At 62.7% G+C, this 16,484-nt stretch carries 22 protein-coding genes and 1 other RNA gene; 10 read left to right on the top strand and 13 right to left on the bottom strand.

Going from position 1 to position 16,484, the window contains the following annotated elements:
* Positions 1 to 48: 48 nt before the first annotated feature.
* Positions 49 to 474 carry a hypothetical protein gene (locus MESOP_RS06410; protein WP_013892514.1) on the top strand — a complete coding sequence of 142 codons (426 nt, stop codon included), beginning with the start codon at positions 49 to 51 and terminating at the stop codon, positions 472 to 474.
* A 99-nt stretch (positions 475 to 573) separates the two neighbouring features.
* Here MESOP_RS06410 and MESOP_RS06405 read toward each other — a convergent pair whose 3' ends face one another.
* Positions 574 to 927, bottom strand: coding sequence for a DUF1304 domain-containing protein (locus MESOP_RS06405; protein ID WP_013892513.1), 354 nt, complete (start codon positions 925 to 927; stop codon positions 574 to 576).
* A 140-nt stretch (positions 928 to 1,067) separates the two neighbouring features.
* On the opposite strand from MESOP_RS06405, the gene MESOP_RS06400 reads away from it, so the two are divergent.
* Entirely contained in the window at positions 1,068 to 2,552 is a 1,485-nt protein-coding gene (locus tag MESOP_RS06400; protein WP_013892512.1) for a carboxypeptidase M32, read from the top strand.
* A 66-nt stretch (positions 2,553 to 2,618) separates the two neighbouring features.
* Here the strand turns inward: MESOP_RS06400 and MESOP_RS06395 are convergent, their stop codons facing one another.
* Positions 2,619 to 4,418: an ABC transporter transmembrane domain-containing protein gene (locus tag MESOP_RS06395; RefSeq protein WP_013892511.1), complete on the bottom strand. Its 1,800-nt coding sequence runs from the start codon at positions 4,416 to 4,418 to the stop codon at positions 2,619 to 2,621.
* A gap of 206 nt (positions 4,419 to 4,624) precedes the next feature.
* Between MESOP_RS06395 and rpmE the strand changes: the two genes are divergently transcribed.
* Entirely contained in the window at positions 4,625 to 4,846 is a 222-nt protein-coding gene (gene rpmE, locus MESOP_RS06390) for a 50S ribosomal protein L31 (RefSeq protein ID WP_010912060.1), read from the top strand.
* Positions 4,847 to 5,047: 201 nt separating this feature from the next.
* On the opposite strand, the gene MESOP_RS06385 is transcribed toward rpmE, so the two are convergent.
* The gene (locus MESOP_RS06385) at positions 5,048 to 5,689 is read right to left on the bottom strand and encodes a TetR/AcrR family transcriptional regulator (protein WP_013892510.1); all 642 of its coding nucleotides are present in this window, start codon (positions 5,687 to 5,689) and stop codon (positions 5,048 to 5,050) included.
* A 110-nt stretch (positions 5,690 to 5,799) separates the two neighbouring features.
* Here MESOP_RS06385 and MESOP_RS06380 point away from each other — a divergent pair, with 110 nt between their 5' ends.
* Positions 5,800 to 6,279, top strand: a complete 480-nt coding sequence (locus MESOP_RS06380; protein WP_013892509.1) for an anthrone oxygenase family protein — start codon at positions 5,800 to 5,802, stop codon at positions 6,277 to 6,279.
* A 57-nt stretch (positions 6,280 to 6,336) separates the two neighbouring features.
* Positions 6,337 to 6,486 (top strand): glycine zipper domain-containing protein, encoded by a 150-nt coding sequence (locus MESOP_RS33395; RefSeq protein WP_083833219.1) that lies wholly within the window; start codon positions 6,337 to 6,339, stop codon positions 6,484 to 6,486.
* An 18-nt stretch (positions 6,487 to 6,504) separates the two neighbouring features.
* Here MESOP_RS33395 and MESOP_RS06375 read toward each other — a convergent pair whose 3' ends face one another.
* The 3 genes from MESOP_RS06375 to MESOP_RS06365 form a co-directional block, all read right to left on the bottom strand.
* Positions 6,505 to 6,822: an Rdx family protein gene (locus MESOP_RS06375; protein WP_013892508.1), complete on the bottom strand. Its 318-nt coding sequence runs from the start codon at positions 6,820 to 6,822 to the stop codon at positions 6,505 to 6,507.
* Complete coding sequence (locus tag MESOP_RS06370; RefSeq protein ID WP_013892507.1) at positions 6,819 to 7,568, bottom strand: YebC/PmpR family DNA-binding transcriptional regulator; 750 nt, start codon at positions 7,566 to 7,568, stop codon at positions 6,819 to 6,821. Before MESOP_RS06370 ends, MESOP_RS06375 begins: the two co-directional genes overlap by 4 nt.
* 203 nt (positions 7,569 to 7,771) lie before the next feature.
* Positions 7,772 to 8,095, bottom strand: coding sequence for an ArsR/SmtB family transcription factor (locus tag MESOP_RS06365; protein ID WP_013892506.1), 324 nt, complete (start codon positions 8,093 to 8,095; stop codon positions 7,772 to 7,774).
* A gap of 51 nt (positions 8,096 to 8,146) precedes the next feature.
* On the opposite strand from MESOP_RS06365, the gene MESOP_RS06360 reads away from it, so the two are divergent.
* From MESOP_RS06360 to MESOP_RS06350, 3 genes are all read left to right on the top strand, one after another.
* The gene (locus MESOP_RS06360; protein WP_013892505.1) at positions 8,147 to 8,629 is read left to right on the top strand and encodes an SRPBCC domain-containing protein; all 483 of its coding nucleotides are present in this window, start codon (positions 8,147 to 8,149) and stop codon (positions 8,627 to 8,629) included.
* 24 nt (positions 8,630 to 8,653) lie between these two features.
* A complete protein-coding gene (locus tag MESOP_RS06355; protein WP_013892504.1) occupies positions 8,654 to 9,046 on the top strand; it encodes a VOC family protein in 393 nt (130 codons plus the stop codon).
* 148 nt (positions 9,047 to 9,194) lie between these two features.
* Entirely contained in the window at positions 9,195 to 9,671 is a 477-nt protein-coding gene (locus tag MESOP_RS06350; protein WP_013892503.1) for an SRPBCC family protein, read from the top strand.
* On the opposite strand, the gene MESOP_RS06345 is transcribed toward MESOP_RS06350, so the two are convergent.
* The 6 genes from MESOP_RS06345 to ssrS all read right to left on the bottom strand — a co-directional run bounded on the left by MESOP_RS06345 (position 9,668) and on the right by ssrS (position 12,874).
* Positions 9,668 to 9,955 carry a BrnA antitoxin family protein gene (locus MESOP_RS06345; protein WP_013892502.1) on the bottom strand — a complete coding sequence of 96 codons (288 nt, stop codon included), beginning with the start codon at positions 9,953 to 9,955 and terminating at the stop codon, positions 9,668 to 9,670. The genes MESOP_RS06350 and MESOP_RS06345 overlap by 4 nt on opposite strands.
* A complete protein-coding gene (locus tag MESOP_RS33390) occupies positions 9,936 to 10,223 on the bottom strand; it encodes a BrnT family toxin (RefSeq protein ID WP_083833218.1) in 288 nt (95 codons plus the stop codon). Before MESOP_RS33390 ends, MESOP_RS06345 begins: the two co-directional genes overlap by 20 nt.
* A gap of 78 nt (positions 10,224 to 10,301) precedes the next feature.
* Positions 10,302 to 11,069, bottom strand: a complete 768-nt coding sequence (locus MESOP_RS06335) for a TerC family protein (protein ID WP_013892500.1) — start codon at positions 11,067 to 11,069, stop codon at positions 10,302 to 10,304.
* Between the two features lie 70 nt (positions 11,070 to 11,139).
* Positions 11,140 to 11,964, bottom strand: a complete 825-nt coding sequence (locus MESOP_RS06330; protein WP_013892499.1) for a TIGR00282 family metallophosphoesterase — start codon at positions 11,962 to 11,964, stop codon at positions 11,140 to 11,142.
* 71 nt (positions 11,965 to 12,035) lie between these two features.
* Positions 12,036 to 12,623, bottom strand: a complete 588-nt coding sequence (locus MESOP_RS06325; protein ID WP_013892498.1) for a 5-formyltetrahydrofolate cyclo-ligase — start codon at positions 12,621 to 12,623, stop codon at positions 12,036 to 12,038.
* Positions 12,624 to 12,718: 95 nt separating this feature from the next.
* Positions 12,719 to 12,874: non-coding RNA, 6S RNA (gene ssrS / locus MESOP_RS33385), on the bottom strand.
* Between the two features lie 144 nt (positions 12,875 to 13,018).
* Between ssrS and MESOP_RS06320 the strand changes: the two genes are divergently transcribed.
* Positions 13,019 to 13,858: an AAA family ATPase gene (locus MESOP_RS06320; RefSeq protein ID WP_013892497.1), complete on the top strand. Its 840-nt coding sequence runs from the start codon at positions 13,019 to 13,021 to the stop codon at positions 13,856 to 13,858.
* 15 nt (positions 13,859 to 13,873) lie between these two features.
* Here the strand turns inward: MESOP_RS06320 and MESOP_RS06315 are convergent, their stop codons facing one another.
* On the bottom strand, positions 13,874 to 15,439 hold the full coding sequence (locus tag MESOP_RS06315) for an MFS transporter (RefSeq protein ID WP_049802441.1): 1,566 nt from the start codon (positions 15,437 to 15,439) through the stop codon (positions 13,874 to 13,876).
* A gap of 136 nt (positions 15,440 to 15,575) precedes the next feature.
* Between MESOP_RS06315 and MESOP_RS06310 the strand changes: the two genes are divergently transcribed.
* Positions 15,576 to 16,439, top strand: coding sequence for a LysR family transcriptional regulator (locus MESOP_RS06310; protein WP_013892495.1), 864 nt, complete (start codon positions 15,576 to 15,578; stop codon positions 16,437 to 16,439).
* Positions 16,440 to 16,484: the final 45 nt, after the last annotated feature.

The following is a 16,484-nucleotide window of genomic DNA, read 5'->3' as shown; positions in this document are numbered from 1 at the left end:
CGGGGCGGCAAGGCCGCTCCCTTTTCCCCAGCAAAAGGAGGCGCCCTCATGCGCTCTTCAGCATCTCTCAAGACTGCAACCCTTGCCGCAATACTGATTGCCGCCCCTCTTGCCGGCGCCTATGCCGCGGGCCATCACAAGGGCGCGCTCGACGCCGCCCCGCCGACCGAGATGAAGGGCCCGCGTGTCGAGGCTCTCATCGAACAGGCGCAGGGCGTCCGTCAGGGCATCGTGGATGCAAGACAGGCTAACAACATCACCCCAGCGGTCGCCGAACACCTGGAAATGCGCACCAACCAGATCAGCCAGGCCGCCGAGAAGATTGCTGCGTCTGATCACGGCAGGATCCCGTCCGCGCAGTATCGTGACCTGCTGCGTCATCTCGACAATGTCGACCAGCGGCTGAGGGGCGACACCGGCAGCGGTTTCATGATGGGCGACGGCTCCGACGGCGGAAACTATCCGAACGGCTGAGGCTATCCCGCCTGGAAAGGTCCCAGAGGAAGGGACCACCTGGCGCCTTCGGGACCCCAAATCCCGCAGGCGTCCTTTTTCCCCATCGGCCGAGCTTGCCTACCAACCGAGCCAGACCGCGATCAGGGCGAGCACAGCCGGAACGGTCTGGATGAACAGGATCTTGCGGCCGACCGTTGCCGCGCCGTAGAGGCCCGCAATGGCCACGCACAAAAGGAAGAAGACCTTGACCTGGAAACCGGCCGCGCCGAGGGTGAGCCCCCAGATCAGGCCGGCAGCGAGAAATCCGTTGTAAAGACCCTGATTGGCAGCGAGCACCTTCGAGGCGCTGGCGAATTCCGGCGTCAGGCGAAACGTCTTGTGCCCGCGCGGCGTGTCCCAAAGCACCATCTCGAGATAGACGATGTAGACATGGATCAAGGCCACCAGCCCGACCAGGATGTTGCCGATCATTTGCTCCCCCTTCATTTGGCCCGTCAGCATTTCATGCGCGACGGCGTCGGCGCAAGGCGCATCTGCCGGACGATCTCCGAGGGTTGCCAACGCTTTTGCGTTGGTGTCTTTTCGCGCCGTCCTCAATCACGGAAGCCGCCATGTCCTTTCAGAAACTCGACGATCTCGGCCACAAGCTCGAAGCGCTCGAGCATGCGCTGGCCATCCTCGGTGCCGATGAAGCGACCCACATGGCCGTGGGCGGTGGCGAAAAGCGTGCCGAAGCGATGGCAGCCCTTGCCGGCATGTACCACACCAGGGCGACCGCACCGGAGATATCCGACTGGATCGCCGCCGCCGAAGGTGAGGCGCTCGACGACGAGCAGCGCGCGGCACTCGCCGAACTGCGGCGCCAATACACCAACCTGACCTGCCTGCCGGTCGAATTCGTCGAACGCCAGACGACGGCGCGCATGCGTTGCGAGCAGCTGTGGCGCGACCTGCGCGCCAAGAATGATTGGGCGGGCTTTCAGCCGGCGCTGGAGGGCGTGGTGGCGCTGGTGCGCGAAGAGGCCGCCCTGCGCTCCGACGTGCTCGGCCTCGCCCCTTATGATGCGCTGATGGAGCAATACGACCCCGGCAACCGCGTCGCCGACATCACCCCTGTCTTCACCGAGTTGAAGGCCTTCCTCAAGGGGTTCGTGCCGGAGGCGCTGGCAGTGCAGGAAGCGCGGCTGCGCAAGCATCCGCTGAAGCCACTTTCGGGCACTTACGCGATCGACCGCCAGCGCGAACTCGGCCTTGCCATGATGGCGGCGGTCGGCTTCGACCTGACACACGGCTCGCTGTCGGTGTCGCACCATCCCTTCTGCGGCGGCGTGCCGAGCGACGTGCGCATCACCACCCGCTACAAGACCTCCGATTTCCTGTCGGCGCTGATGGGCGTGCTGCACGAGACCGGGCACGCGCTCTACGAACAGAACCTGCCCAAGGCATGGTCGCACTGGCCGCTCGGCAAGGCCCGCGGCATGGCCGTGCATGAAAGCCAGAGCCTGTTCGTCGAAAAGCAGATCGGCCGCAATCCCGCTTTCTGGCGCTGGGCTCTGCCGGTGGTGGAAAAGCATCTCGGCGAAGCCTGGTCGCTCGACGATATCCTGCCGCATGTGCACCATGTCGAGCGCGGCCTGATCCGGGTCGACGCCGACGAGGTGACCTATCCGTTGCACGTCATCCTGCGCTACGAGCTGGAGCAGGAACTTGTCACGGGCCGGCTGGAGGTGGCTGATCTGCCCGAAGCCTGGGACGCTAGGATGCGCGACTATCTCGGCCTCTCCACCATCGACAATCCGGCCGACGGGCCGATGCAGGACGTGCATTGGCCAAGTGCCGCCTTCGGCTACTTCCCCTCCTACACGCTGGGCGCGATGATGGCGGCGCAGCAATGGGCCGCGCTGACGCGGGAGCATCCGTCAGCCGATGGCGATCTGGCGAAAGGGAATTTCGCTGATATCAACGACTGGCGCCGCAAGAAGATATGGTCGCAAGGATCGCGCTGGTCGACCCCGGAGCTGCTCGAGCGCGCCACCGGCGAAAAGCTCAATGCCGCGTATTTTGTCAACCACTTGAAGCAGCGCTACGGCGGCTGAAATCGGCCATCGCGCCATTCCGGTTTTCGGCGACCGGCGGCAACAGCCCGCCGGATCGGAAAACGCCTACTCCGCCGCGCCCCGGAAGGCGCTGGCGCCGGTCTCGAACTGCAGCTTGGCCAACCGTGCATAGATGCCGCCCTTGGCGACGAGACTATGGTGCGTGCCTTCCTCGACGATCGAGCCGCCATCCATGACCAGTATCCTGTCGGCCTTCAGCACGGTCGCCAGCCGGTGGGCGATGACGATGGTGGTGCGGCCCTGCATCAGCCGTTCGAGTGCCGTCTGCACCAGCGTCTCGCTTTCGGCGTCGAGTGCCGACGTGGCTTCGTCGAGCAGCAGGATCGGCGCGTCGCGCAGGATAGCGCGGGCGATCGCCACCCGCTGACGCTGGCCGCCGGACAGCGTCACGCCGCGCTCGCCGACCTGGCTGTCATAGCCTTTGTCGAGCTTGAGGATGAATTCGTCGGCCAGCGCGTCCTTCGCCGCCGCCTCGATCTCGGCTTTGCCGGCGCCCGGCCGGCCAAAGCCGATATTGTCGCGCGCGGTGGCCGCGAAGATGGTGACGTCCTGCGGCACGATCGCGATGCGTCCGCGCACCGAGGCGGGATCGGCCTCGCGCACGTCGACGCCGTCGATCAGCACCTTGCCGGTTTCGGGATCGTAGAAGCGCAAGATCAGCGAGAAAACCGTGCTTTTGCCTGCACCCGAAGGACCGACGATGGCCACCGTCTCGCCGGGCATGACCTGAAAGCTCAGCCCGTGGACAGCAGCGCGGTCGGGTCTGGCCGGATAGGAGAAAGAAACGTCGTCGAAGACGATCGCCCCCCTGGCGACCGCCGGCAGCGGCTTCGGATCGGCCGGCGCCTGGATCGCCGGCTTCTCGGCCAGGATCTCGGTTAGCCGTTCTGCCGCACCCGCGGCTTGCGCAAGTTCGCCCCAGACTTCCGACAGCGCGCCGAGCGCACCGGCGGCGAACACCGAATAGAGCAGGAACTGGCCGAGGGTGCCCGGCGATATCGTGCCTTCCAGCACGTCGCGCGAGCCGAACCACAGCACCGCGACGACGGAAGAGAAGATGGTGAAGATGGCGAAGAAGGTGAGGAAGGAGCGCGCGAAGATCGAGGCACGGGCCGCCTCGAAAGCAGCCTCCACGGCGCTGGAGAAATGGCCGGTGACCAGCTTTTCATTGGTGAAGGCCTGCAAGGTGCGCACCGCGCCGATCTGCTCGCTGGCATAGGCGGTCGCCTCGGCCAGCGTGTCCTGCGCCTGCCTTGACTTGCGCCGCACCGACCGCCCGAAGGCGACCAGCGGCAGCACGATGACGGGAATGGCCGCAATGACCAGGCCCGACAGCTTCGGGCTGGTGACGACCATCATTCCCACCGCGCCCAGGCCAAGGATGACGTTGCGCAGCGCGACCGAGGCGGTGGCGCCGACTGCCGACTTGACCTGCGTGGTGTCGGCGGCGAGCCGCGACACGATCTCGCCCGACTGGGCGGTGTCGAAGAAGGCAGGCGACAGCGTCGTCACATGGGCAAAGACATCGCGCCTGATATCGGCGACGACGCGCTCGCCCAGCGTGATGACGAAATAGTAGCGGCCGGCCGAAGCCGCCGCCAGTATGGCAGCCATTGCCACAAGGGCGGCGAAATATTCGGCGATGAAGATGGTGCTCGATGAGGAGAACCCATGGTCGATCATGCGCCGCACGGCCAGCGGCAGCGCCAATGTCGTTGCCGCCGCGATGGTCAGCGAGATGAGGGCACCGACAACCAGCGTGCGGTAATGCGTTATATAGGGGAACAGGCGGCTGAGCGGCTTGAGCGAGCGTCGACGCTCGTCTGCGCTGCTGGGTTGCGCCATCTCGGTGTTTCCTCTAGCCGCCTCGGTGTGTGCGCCTCAATATGCGCTCGCCGCGGCCTTGTGATTCAATTCCGGCTGATGTATAGGCACGCCGACCGTTTTAGAAGCCGTGGCTCCTCAATAGCTGCGGCTTCGAGTTTTAAAAAGGGGCGCATCGACGCAGGCCATTGGCCCGTGAGCCGCGCCGACAAGCCAGGAACCGAACCATGAAGAGCGCTATTCATCCCGACTACCACACCATCAAGGTCGTCATGACCGACGGCACCGAATACACGACCCGTTCGACCTGGGGCAAGGAAGGCGATACGATGAACCTCGATATCGACCCGACCACCCACCCGGCCTGGACCGGCGGCCAGCAGACCCTGCTCGACCGCGGTGGCCGTCTGTCGAAGTTCAAGAAGCGTTTTGAGGGTTTCGGCCTCTAGACGCACTTCGGCATTGTCGCAGATCAAAAACCCGCCCTCGAGGCGGGTTTTTTTTGTTGTCGCAAGGTAGATCGCGTCACGCTGGCGCCTCTACCTCCCCCTTGTGGGGAGGTCGGACCGAAGGTCCGGGTGGGGTCCGGCGCCGCCCCCACCCCGCTGCTTCGCAGCGACCCTCCCCACGAGGGGGCGGGTGAGAGCATCTTACTCGGCGAGCAATTCCCTCAGCGCCATGCGCTTGTAGGCATCCACCAGTCTGTCGCCCTCCTGCCGCTCGACCGAGATCGCCAGCCGCATCGCGGCTTCGCCCATCTGCCAGACAAGAAACGCCGTGGTCTCCAGCGTCTCTGGATCGGCGCCGGGACGCAATCGCTTCAGCACCGCCACAAGGAATTCAGCGTTGGCTCGGCTGTCGGCGAGTTCCAGCTGGCGCAGCGCCTTGTCGGCCTGCGTGCCCGACCAGATGTCGCGCATCACCGGCTCGGCCAGGAACAGCCGGTAATAGATATCGACCAACTCGGAGAAAGCCCGCCGCAGGCCTTCTGCATCACTGACATCCTTGAGCGCAGCTGAAATGCAGGCCTGGCTCTCGGCGGTGTAGCGCTCGGCCAGCGCCCGGATGATCGCCCGCTTGTCGGGAAAGAACTGGTAGAGCGAGCCGATCGACACGCCTGCCCGTTCCGCCACCTCGCCCATGCGCACAGCATCGCTGCCTTGTTCGGCGATCAGCGCCGAGGCGGCGGCCAGCATGCGCTCGACCCGCTCGCGGCTGCGCTGCTGGCTTGGCGCGCGCCGTGGCGGCGCAAGCTGTTCCTGCGGCGAAACAGGCGCTGCGGTGTCCTCCATGATGGCTCCGATTTCAACAACATGGCCAGGCAATGGCTTGACTCGAAAAATACGAGGGTTTATCACGTTTTGCAAATGTGAGGATTATTCATATTTCTGGAGCAACCGACATGATCGCGAAATCTCTCCCCATCTTGATCTTCTTCGCCGCAATCGGCTCGGGCGTCGTCGGCGGCGTCTTCTTCGCCTTTTCCAACTTCGTCATGCCGGCGCTCGCCCGGCTGCCCGCGGCGGACGGCATCGCCGCGATGAACTCGATCAACGTCACCGTCATCACCCCGGCTTTCATGACCGCACTTTTCGGCACCGGACTGATCTGCCTTGTGCTTATCGCCGGCGCCATCATCGGCTGGAGCCAGCCGAGCTCGTTCTGGCTTCTCGCTGGCGCGCTGATCTATCTCGTCGGCAACCCGATCGTGACCATGGTCTTCAACGTGCCGCTCAACGATGCATTGGCGGCCGTCGACCCGGCCAACAGCGAAGGCGCAATGCTGTGGTCCCGCTACCTTGATGAATGGGTGATGTGGAACCATGTCCGCGCTATCACGGCAATAGCCGCAATGGCATCCTTCTGGTTCGCCGCGCGTTGACGGCAGGAGTCATTTCCAGCGCCTGAAAAGTTCAGGACGATCGTCGGGAGACGCGTTTTGAAGGATCAATATTCGAATATGGCCTTTGGCATGGCAATCGGAGTTGGTGTCGGCGCCGCGATCGGCACCGCCTTGGACGACCTTCCGGTGGGCATTGCCATGGGCATCGCGATTGGCGCCGCCGTCGGTGCATGGCGAGGAAAGTGATGGCAGCGCCGGCGACCCTTACGCCTTCGTCTTCCGGTCGGCATGACCGAGGTCGCGATCCGGGTCGATGACGTCGCGCACCAGTTGCTTCAGTTTGGCCGCATCCGGAAAGCCGCCGTCGCGCTTGCGATCCCAGACCATCACCTCGTTGCAGGAGATGGTGAAGATGCCGCCGGTGCCGGGCACCAGCGTCACTTCGCCGAGATCCGTGCCGAAGGTGGAGAGCAGTTCCTGCGCCATCCAGCCGGCGCGCAGCAGCCATTGGCACTGCGTGCAATAGGTGATGCGGATGCCGGGCAGCCGCTTTTCGTCCACGCCGGGTTGAGCTGCGCTCATGCCGCGCTGAGCTTGGCCAGGGTCGCCTCATCGACTTCGAAGTTGGCGTAAACGCTCTGGACGTCGTCGTCATCCTCGAGCGTGGCGACCAGCTTCATCAGCGACTGTGCGCGCTCCTCGTCGACCGGAACGGTGTTCTGCGGCTTCCAGATCAGCTTGACCGATTCCGCTTCGCCGAGCGAGGCTTCCAGTGCCTTCGACACCTCGCCGAGGTTCTCGAAGGCACAATAGATCGTGTGGCCTTCCTCGTCCGACTCCACGTCGTCGGCGCCGGCTTCGATCGCCGCGTCCATGACCTTGTCGGCGCTGCCGGCCGACGCCGGATAATAGATCTCGCCGGCACGATCCCACATGAAGGACACCGAGCCGGTTTCACCCATTGCCCCGCCGGCCTTGGTGAAGGCGGCGCGCACGTTCGAGGCCGAGCGGTTGCGGTTGTCGGTCAGGGCCTCGACGATGACGGCGACGCCACCGGGACCATAGCCCTCGTAGCGTACGGCTTCATAGTTTTCGGCATCGCCCATCGAGGCCTTGTTGATGGCGCGCTGGATGTTGTCCTTCGGCATCGACACCGCCTTGGCGTTCTGGATCGCCAGGCGCAGGCGCGGGTTCATCGAAGGATCGGGCGTTCCGCTCTTGGCGGCAACGGTGATTTCGCGCGCCAGCTTGGAAAACATTTTCGACCGCACCGCGTCCTGACGGCCCTTGCGGTGCATGATGTTCTTGAACTGTGAATGGCCAGCCATGGCACCCCTGTCGTGTTCGGCTAGAGCACACTGCGACGAGGTGGCTCACCTCGCTTTTGCAAAATGCTCGAATTCAAAATTTCAGAGCGTCCCGGGTGCAACTCGCGGAAGCACGGCGTTCTCTGTCGGAATGGCCGGCTTATAGATAAATCGGCTCAATTCGTCCAGCCGCGCCGCGTTCGCGGCGCGAGAGACAGCGCGGCTCACGCCTCGAGATCGGATTTCAGCCGGTCGATGATGCTGAGCGCATGGCCGGCATACTGGCTGATCCAGCGATCGTGGATCTGCTTGATCGGCAGCGCATTGAGATGGTTCCAGCGCTCGCGTCCCTCGCGGCGCGCCACGATCAGCTCGGCCTCCTCCAGCACCTTGAGATGCAGCATGACGGTGCAGCGGTCGATGTCGGGAAAGGCATCGCACAGCATCCCCGTGGTCTTCGGCTCGTCCTTCAGCAGGTCCAGCATTTCGCGCCGGCGAGGATGCGCCAGCGCCTTGAAAACATTGTCGTCTTGCGATCGGCTTGACATGTTATGTTTCTATAACATATTCTCGGATCAATCAAGGAAGGAGCTGTGGATATGTCTCTTGGATTCAAGGTTTCCGCACGCATCGGCAAGCCGGTCGCCGAAGTCTTCGACGCCGTCGTCAATCCGAAGAAGCTGAGCGGCTATTTCACCACCATCGGCGGCGCCAGCGCGCCGCTTGAAGCCGGCGCGGGCGTCGTCTGGTGGGGCAAGGTGCCGGTCGAGGTCGACGAAGTGGTCAGGGACAGCCGCATCGTGCTGCGCTGGGACGCCACCGGCGCCGACGGCAAGCCCGCCTACAAGACCCGTATCGAGATGAATTTCGAGCCGCTGGACGATGGCGGCACCTTCGTCACCATCGCCGAGAGCGGCTGGCGGGAGGGCTCGGTCGGGCTGAAGAAATCCTACCTCAACTGCGAGGGCTGGTCGCAGATGCTGGCCTGCATGAAGGCCTATGTCGAATATGGCATTAATTTGCGCGACGGCTACTACCGCAGCGAGATGAAGGGCGAACCCGCCAACGAGACCAATGTCTGATCTTGATCAGGACGGAGCCCCGCGATGACGAAAGTAACGCCATTCCTGATGTTCGAGGGCAAGGCCGAAGAGGCCATGACCCTTTATTGCGAGACCATTCCCGACAGCAAGATTCTTGACGTCACGCGCTACGGCGCCGGCGAGGATGGCCCGGAAGGCGTGGTCAAGCTGGCGCGTGTCTCCATGGCCGGCCTGGAGGTCATGGCCTTCAACAGCCCGGTGCATCACGCCTTCACCTTCACACCCTCGGTCTCGCTCTACGTGGACTGTTCCTCCGAAGAGGAGCTGAACCGCATTGTCGAGACCCTGGTAAAGGACGGCGCCTTCCTGATGCCGCCTGACAACTATGGCTTCAGCCGCCGCTTCGCCTGGCTGAACGACAGGTTCGGCGTCTCCTGGCAGATCAATCTGGCCTGAGGCAACTTGGGGGTGAGGCAACTTGGGGATGAGGCAACTCCGGGATGGCGTTTGGCGTTTGCTGTCTGGAACCGCGCAAAACGGCGGTCACGGTGCGATGTACCATCTTTCGTGCGATGTACGACCTTTTCGATCGAAGGAGGACACCATGGAAATCCGCGAAACTCCAACCGCCGAGGCAGGCATGCTGATCCGAAGGCCCGTCGCCGAGGTGTTCGAGGCCATCGTCGATCCGGCCATCACCGCCAAATTCTGGTTCACGGACGGCAACGCCCGGCTGGACAGCGGCAAGGAGGTTCACTGGGAATGGCCCATGTATGGCGTCTCGACGACGGTCAATGTCAGCGAGATCGTCAAGAACGAGAAGATCGTCATGCGATGGAGCGATCCGCCGACCACGGTGGTCTGGACCTTCACCGAAATGCCTGATGATGCGACCTTTCTCAAGGTTCGCAATTTCGGCTTTGCCGGCAATGGCGACGAGCAGGTCAAAACGGCTATCGGTTCGACCGACGGTTTCGCTCTGGTGCTGGCCGGCGCCAAGGCCTGGCTGGAGCAAGGCCTGACATTGGGCCTGATCGGCGACCGTCACCCAAAGGGCGTGCCGGGGAGTGAACCAACTTAGGTTCTACGCCGTTCCTGTTCGATCACATGATGGCGGAGCACGCGATTGATTTCGGTTTGATAACCGCCGCTCCCGACATGTTCCTTGAACCAGGATAGCACGTCAGCATCGAGTCTGATGGTCACCGGCTGTTTGAGTGGTCGGTAAAGATGTCCGCGGCGAGCATGAACCCAATTCTCCGCCGGAACCTCCGGGATATCGGAAGTATCAATCTCGCTGTCAGCCAAGTCAGCCAGCTTGGCGAGTTGATCGCGTTGATCCCGACTAAGGTTCTTCTTGCTCATAGCGCCTCCTTTCATGCGGTGTCGCTTTCCGGGCGCCAACAATCCTAATCCGTTCTTCATCTTCGCGATCAGGATAGGTGTGGACAACCAGCAAGACCACTACGGCTCCGATCGCCCCGATCGCATGCCACCGTTGTTCGCCATCTTCAAAGCGGTCAGGCACTATGAGATGAAGCGGATCAGCGAACACCTTTTGGGCCAGATCGAACGCGATGCCGTGCTTGGCAAGGTTGCGCCTGGCTTTTTCAAAGTCCCATTCGAACTGCAAAACAGCACCGTCGATTTACAGTAATGTACGTACAATTTCGTAAGAGTCAATCCAGTTCGGCATCCGGCAAGCGCCGCCTCAGTGCCGTTCGCCGGATTTCGCCTTCTTGCGGCGCCGCGCCAGCATGTTGAGCCCCTCGACCAGCGCCGAAAAACCCATCGCCGCGTAGATATAGCCCTTGGGCACGTGATAGCCCATGCCGTCGGCGATCAGCGTCATGCCGATCATCAACAGGAAGCCCAGTGCCAGCATGACGATGCTCGGGTTCTTGGCGATGAAATCCGCCAGCGGCCCGGCCGCAAGCATCATGACGCTGACGGCGACGATCACCGCGATGTACATGATGGCGATCTCGTCGGTCATGCCGACGGCGGTGATGATCGAATCGATCGAGAAGACGAGGTCGAGCAGCAGGATCTGGAAGATCGCGCCGGCAAGGCTGATCTGCAGCGTCTCGCCCACCATCGAGTCCTTGTGGTCGTCGGGATCGACCGTGTGGTGGATTTCCTTGGTTGCCTTCCACACGAGGAACAGGCCGCCGGCGATCAGGATCAGGTCGCGCCAGGAAAAGCCGTGGCCAAACGCCGTGAACACCGGCGTCGTCAACTGGACAATGATCGAGATGGTGGCGAGCAGCACCAGCCGCATGATCAGCGCCGCCGAGATGCCGAGCCGGCGGGCGCGGGCGCGTTGGGCTTCCGGCAGCTTATTGGTCAGGATCGAGATAAAGATCAGATTGTCGATGCCGAGCACGATCTCGAGCACAACCAGCGTCAACAACGCGACCCAGGCAGTTGGATCGGAAACAAATTGAAAATGCGGCGCAAGGAATTCGATAAGCTGCATGGAGGTCGTCCCCTCTACGATCTAGAGCAGTGTCGCCGGCAGTTAGGTATTGCGACCCCCTATATCAATGTCACGACCAGAAGGACGGAGCCGTTTCTTCCAGGCGCGGCCCGCGACGAAACGGCGCGATCTTCTCGGTCAGTCCCGTGCGGTCGGAAATGGTGACGCCGACGCCGCACAATGTCGCCGGTCCGTTCGCCGCCTCGAACCGCCCTTTCGGCACTTTCGACAGGAACCGGTTGAGCGGCTCCTCCTTGTCCATGCCGAGCGAGGAATCATAGTCGCCGCACATGCCGGCGTCGGACAAATAACCGGTACCGCCGTTGAGGATCTGGTGGTCGGCGGTCGGCTGGTGGGTGTGGGTACCGACGACGAGGCTGGCGCGGCCATCGACGAAATGCGCGAAGCACATCTTCTCCGAGGTCGCCTCGGCGTGGAAGTCGATCACCACGGCATCCGCCTGCTCGCCGAGCGGACAGGCGGCAAGCTCGCGTTCACCGGCCTGGAACGGATCGTCGAGCTCGGGATGCATGAACACCCGGCCCATGATGTTGGCGACCAGCACGCGCGCGCCGCTCCTGGCGATGTAGACGCCGGAGCCGCGCCCGGGCGTGCCCTTCGGGAAGTTGGATGGCCGCAGGAAGCGCTCCTCGCGCGGCGCGAAGGCCAGCGCATCGCGTTGGTCCCAGACATGGTTGCCGGTGGTGACAACATCGGCGCCGGCGGCGATGGTCTCGCGGAAGATCTCCTCGGTGATGCCGAAGCCGCCGGCGGCGTTCTCGCCATTGACGATGACGAAGTCGAGTTTGAAGTCCGAGATCAGGCCGGGCAGTTGTTCCCAAACCGCCGTGCGTCCCGTCTTGCCTACCATGTCACCGAGGAAGAGAAGTCTCATATGATCCCGCACCGAAAGTCAGCGAAGCAAAAAGCTGCATGACGCCAGCGAAAGATCATGCGTCCATTTATCTACAATTTTGGCGCGAAGCGGCGCAACCCGGTTTCGGTGAGTATTTCCGGGATGATGATGTCGTGGGGTTCGTCCGGAACCTGCGGAACTTCCTGGCAGTCGAAGGCGATACCTATCAGCCGGGGCGCATGGCCCTTGTCGACCAGTCTAGCTATGGCGCGATCGTAATAGCCGGCGCCATAGCCGATGCGATGGCCGCGCGCGTCGAAAGCGGCGAGCGGCACCAGCATCACCGAGGGGTCGAGCACCTCGGCCTCGTGGTGCGGGCCGACCGTGCCAAAACCCATCTCGACCATCGGCGCGCCGCGCACCAGTTCGCGAAAGACGATGGTGGTCTTGTCGAGAATGGCAGGCAGGCAGAGCCTTGCCCCTTTTTCGCGCAAGGCGAACATCAGCGGCCGCACGTCGACCTCCGAGCGCATCGGCCAGAAGCCCGACACGATCTGGCCGGGTTCAATGGCGAGCTGGTCGCGCGCCGTCTCGGCCATTTCGAGCGCTGCCTCCACACGCCAGAATTCATCAAGCGCATCGCGGCGGCCGAGAGCCTCGAGCCGAAGCTGTTTCTTCAGATCTTTGAGAGATGTCATGCCGCGACGATAGAAAAGGTCAAATCTGGAGGGCGTTTTAGGAGCGACGTTTTCTACCGCATCATCAAACGGAATGCGCGGAGATGGGCAAGAAGTGACGATCCACACAACCGGTGGAGAGAGCGATCCCGGGAACCTACAAAGTAGGTGGGCGCCGTGTGAGAAAACCCACGGGTCTTCCCAGGGACAGCTCCCTAAGGATCGTTAAGGCCCCGGGGAAAATGTTCTCCTGCCGGGAAGCGCAGACCGTCCCGCCTAATATAGGCCGCCGGTCGGCTAAGCGCCAGAGAATTGGCGTTCTTTCCCCGCGGGTCTCGCACAGTCGTCACGGACACCCACCTTGCGCGGGCCGAGCCGCCTCCTTACGGTCGCCCGGAATGAACCAAGGAGCAGAAATGCGTTTCGAAGGCACGGAGGCCTATGTCGCCGACAAGGATCTGATGGTGGCGGTCAACGCGGCGATCGCGCTGGAGCGGCCCTTGCTGGTCAAGGGCGAGCCCGGCACCGGCAAGACCGAACTCGCCCGCCAGGTGGCGGCGGCGCTCGGCCTCGACCTCATCGAATGGCACGTCAAATCGACGACGCGAGCCCAGCAAGGTCTTTACGAGTATGACGCCGTGTCGCGGCTGCGCGACAGCCAGCTCGGCGACACCAGGTTCAACGACATCAAGAACTACATCAAGCGCGGCAAGCTCTGGCAAGCATTCGCCGCCGGCAAGAAGGTCGTGCTCCTGATCGACGAGATCGACAAGGCCGACATCGAGTTTCCCAACGACCTCCTGCAGGAGCTCGATCGGATGGAGTTCTTCGTCTACGAGACCGGCGAGACCATCCGCGCCGCCGTCCGTCCCATTGTCATCATCACCTCCAACAACGAGAAGGAGCTGCCGGACGCCTTCCTGCGCCGCTGCTTCTTCCACTACATCCGCTTTCCCGACGTCGAGACGCTGCACAGGATTGTCGACGTCCACTATCCCGGGATCAAGCACAATCTGGTGCGCGCGGCGCTCACCCAGTTCTACGAGATCCGCGACGTGCCGGGGCTAAAGAAGAAGCCGTCGACCTCCGAGGCGCTCGACTGGATCCGCCTGCTGGTCGCCGACGATATCGCGCCTGAGGATTTGCGCGCCGACCCGAAGAACGCGCTGCCCAAGCTGCACGGCGCATTGCTGAAGAACGAACAGGATGTCCATCTGTTCGAGCGGCTTGCATTCATGGCGCGCAGGCAAGGGTGAAAAGCCAGGCATTGGCTACGATCGAGCTTCGCTTGCGCCCTGAGAACGATGACGGTCCCTTGCCTCTTGCGGCGCGTTTCTGAGGCCGAAGACGACGAAGCTGATGACGGCAAGGGCAAGAACGCCGATCCCGCTATAGAGCATGACCCAGCCAAAACCATTGACCAACGCGGCATGCGCAAGCGCGCCGGACGGGTCGAGCGTCGCCAGCCTCGGCGAATATTGCGAAAGGCCATCGAGATTTCCGGTGGCGATCCTTTCCGCCAGCGCGCGCAGTTCGTCCGGATCAAGGGCCGTGCCCAATGCGATTTTGAGATAGGAAGCAATTCCCTGCGTCAACAGCAGGCCCAGCACCGCGATGTTGATGGCGAGCGTGATCAGCCGCGCGCTGATATCGATGCCCGAAGCCATGCCGGCGCGATCCGGCGACACCGAACCCGTCGTGGTGTTGGTGGTCGGTGAGTTGGTGAGGCCGATACCGATACCGGCGATCAGCGTACCGGGCAGCATCGTCAGCCAGTTGGCTCCCTCAAGGCTCGAACCTATCCTCATGGCGATAAAGCCGACGCCCAATGTCAACAGCCCGAGCGGGATCGCCACCCGCGCCTGATAGCGGGCGCGCAGGCGCTCGGCGGTCGAGGACATCAGCATCAAGGGAAGCGTGTAGACGAGCAGCAGCAGGCCGGTCGTGGTGCTGTCGTAGCCGAGCACGCCCGAGAAATAGATCGGCAGGTAGATGATGAATGGCCAATAGCTGAAATTCATGCCGATGCCGCCCATGATCGCTCCCGAAAATTGACGGATCCGGAACACCGAGAAATCGAACATCGGATAGGGGCTGATCTTCTCGGCAACGAGGAATGCTGCAAAGGCCAGCACCGCCGCGCTCGCCACGCCGATGCGGGCGGCAGAGCCGAGATCGGCCCCTTGCGTGATCAGATAGGAGAAGCCGAACACCGCGAAGGAGAGCGTCAGGATACCGGCACGGTCAAGCTTCTGGGCATTGCGGTCGCGCGATTCGGTGACACCGGCACCGATGAAGACCAGGGCAAGGAGGGCAAGCGGCACATGGATGAGGAACACCCACTGCCAGCTCGAGAATGCGACGATCAATCCACCGATGGCGGGACCAAAGCCAAGCCCGATCCCCGACACGACGCTCCAGGCCACAAAAGCCTTGCCGCGTTCGCTGCCGTCCTGAAACTGGTGGGACAAGACGGCCACGCTGCAGGTGAACATCGCCCCTCCCGCCAGGCCTTGCAGGAAGCGTGCAATGATGAGGAGCGGAGCGCTTGCTGCCAGACCGCACAGCAATGAGGCCAGGCCGAAGGCGATGGTGGCGATCACCATCACCCGTTTGCGGCCGAAACGGTCGGCCAGCGTTCCTGTCGCCATCAGCACCGTGGTGCAGGCAATGGTGTAGGCGTTCATGATCCATTGCAGATCCTTGAAGTCGGCGGCGAGCACGCTTTCCAGTTTCGGAAGGATCACCGGGACGCTGGAGATTTCGAGGCCGAACAGCAGCGAGGCAAGGCAAGCCCCGGCAAGCGCAACGGTGTTTCGGTCGATTTGAAATGTCATATCGATCACTTTCAATCGGAACATTCTGGAACCGGGCCGGCTCTTCGAACCGCGGTCGAGATGACATAGACGAGGCTTGACCATGAAAAAAGACTATGCATCTCTATTTCAGAGATAACAAAATGGAATGCTGGAGATGACCAGTCTCGATGTCGATGCCGTGCGCACCTTCGTCATGGTGGCCGACCTGCAGAGCTTCACCCGGGCGGCTGCAGCACTTGGGAGCACCCAGGCGACGATCAGCGTCAAGTTGCGGCGGCTCGAAGACAAGCTCGGCGCACGTTTGATCGAACGAACCCCGCGTCGCGTGGCCCTGTCGGAAAGGGGGGCTGTCTTCCTGCCCGTGGCCCGCGAATTCCTTGCCGCCCATGAACGCGCCGTCGCGGAGTTTTCCGCTGCGCCATGTCGGCTTGCGCTCGGCTTCGTCGATCATGTCGCGGGGCCTGAGCTTTCCACGCTGATCGCCCAGCTTCATGCCCACGATCCGTCGCTCGCGCTCAACATACGGATCGACACCAGCTCCATGCTGGAAGAAGCTTTCGATCGCGGCGAACTCGATGCGGTGATTGTGCACCAGGAAGATGACAGTCGCCGCGGTGAAGCTTTGTCGCGCACCCACTATGGCTGGTTCGCGGCCCCCGCCTTCGAATGGCGACCAGGCACGCCCCTGCGCCTGGCTCTTTTGAGCACCAGATGCAATTGCCCGGACCGCATGAGAGCGGTCGAGGCGCTGGACCGGGCAGGCATCGCCTGGAATGAGGCCTTCGTCGGCGGTGGCGGCGCGGCCGTCAACATCGCAGTGTCGGCCGGCTTTGCGCTTTCCGCCCTCGCTTACCGGGTTGTGCCTCCGGGCCTGATCGAGGTGGGCCGCAAACTCGGCCTGCCACCAATTCCTCCGTCGGATATCATTTTGCAGTCGCACGCTCTGTCGCCGCGGGCGCGAGAGGCGCTGCACATGCTCGCGACCGCTTTTCGCGAATATAATTCGCCTGCCGAATAGGCAAAGGTGTTCCTGATCCCGATTCTGTTGGTATGGATCGGGTTC

This window comes from Mesorhizobium opportunistum WSM2075 (assembly GCF_000176035.2).
In the GTDB taxonomy this organism is placed as follows: domain Bacteria; phylum Pseudomonadota; class Alphaproteobacteria; order Rhizobiales; family Rhizobiaceae; genus Mesorhizobium; species Mesorhizobium opportunistum.
Note: the sequence above shows the minus strand (reverse complement) of the source record. Positions and strands in the feature narration are given on the sequence as shown.